Source organism: Enterovibrio qingdaonensis (assembly GCF_028683135.1).
Taxonomy (GTDB): domain Bacteria; phylum Pseudomonadota; class Gammaproteobacteria; order Enterobacterales; family Vibrionaceae; genus Enterovibrio; species Enterovibrio qingdaonensis.
The window spans coordinates 1-1,663 of record NZ_JAJUBB010000053.1 but is presented as its reverse complement, the minus strand read 5'-3'; the positions used below and the strand labels follow the sequence as shown (position 1 = coordinate 1,663).

Sequence of the window (1,663 nt, the reverse complement as noted above, 5' to 3'; positions counted from 1 at the left end):
GTCATTACCCCATTCGCCGTAGAGTTTGTCGTTATCGTTACCGCCATTGAGGTGATCGTTACCGTGGCCGCCAACTAGCACGTCGTCACCGTCTTCACCCCAGAGGCCATCGTCGCCGTTGCCACCTTCAAGGCGGTCATTGCCCCATTGGCCATAGAGTTTGTCATTGTGCTCGCCGCCGTCGAGGTGGTCGTTACCGTGACCGCCAACCAGCACATCATGGCCGTCTTGACCGTAAAGGGCATCGTCGCCGTTGCCACCTTCTAAGCGGTCATTACCCCATTCACCGTAGAGCTTGTCGTTATCGTTACCGCCATCAAGGTGGTCGTTGCCGTGTCCACCGACGAGGGTATCGTGGCCATCTTGACCATAGAGCTTGTCGTTGTCATTGCCACCGTGAAGGTAATCATTTCCGGCACCACCGAGCAGTGTGTCATGGCCGATATCGCCATAAATGGTGTCATTATCTTGTTGGCCATCAAGGTGGTCATTGCCGTCACCGCCACGCAAGGTATCGTTACCTGTCCAGCCGTAGAGGGCATCGTCCCCTGCAAGGCCGTGCATGTCATCGTTACCCCATTGGCCATGAAGCTGGTCGTTGCCATTACCGCCGTTGAGATGGTCATTACCATGGCCGCCTACGAGGATATCATCGCCGTCTTCACCCCAGAGGCCGTCGTCACCGTTGCCACCTTCAAGACGGTCGTTACCCCATTGACCATAGAGCTTGTCATTGTGCTCGCCGCCGTCGAGGTGATCGTTACCGTGGCCGCCAACAAGCACATCATGGCCGTCTTGGCCGTAGAGGGCATCGTCGCCATTACCGCCTTCTAGACGGTCATTGCCCCATTCACCGTAGAGTGTGTCGTTATGCTCTCCGCCGTCCAAATGATCGTTACCGTGACCGCCAAGCAGCACATCGTGACCGTCCTGACCGTAAAGGGCATCATTGCCGCTGCCACCTTCTAAACGATCGCTCCCCCATTCGCCGTAGAGTTTGTCATCACCGTCTCGACCTTGGAGAAGGTCATTGCCGTGGCCACCAATCAGTGTGTCATTGCCGCTTTCACCATCGAGATGGTCATCACCATTGTTGCCGTAGAGCAGGTCATTGTGGGCACCGCCGTTGACGTAGTCGTTGCCTTCTCCGCCAGAGAGACCATCGTTGCCGTCATTGCCGTACACACGGTCATTGCCTGTGCCACCGTCAATGCCGTCATCGCCTGCACCACCGGAGAGGGTGTCATTGCCGTCTTGGCCGTAGATGGTGTCATTGTGGTTACCGCCATCGACGACATCGTTGCCCGTGCCGGCCCAGATGCGATCATGACCGTCTTCGCCATAGATCTTGTCATCACCACCGTCACCACCGATGGTGTCATTGCCCGTGCCGCCTTTGATTAAGTCGTTCCCATCTTGCCCCGTGAGGTGGTCGTTACCGTCCTCACCGTAAATCTCATCATTACCATCAAAGCCTTTCAGAACGTCATTGCCCGCACCGCCGTAGAGTTTGTCGTCGCCCTTACCACCTTCTTGGTGATCATCACCGAGCCCGCCGATGAGGATGTCATTGCCATCGCCGCCATAAAGACGGTCGTTGTGGTTACCACCATCCAAATGGTCATTGCCGACACCACCGGAGAGTGTGTCGTTTCCGTCTTGT

At 56.3% G+C, this 1,663-nt stretch carries 1 protein-coding gene; it reads right to left on the bottom strand.

The features are described 5' to 3' along the window. A partial coding sequence (locus tag LRP49_RS25070) for a calcium-binding protein (RefSeq protein ID WP_274146393.1) occupies nt 1–1,663 on the bottom strand: 1,663 nt, incomplete at both ends.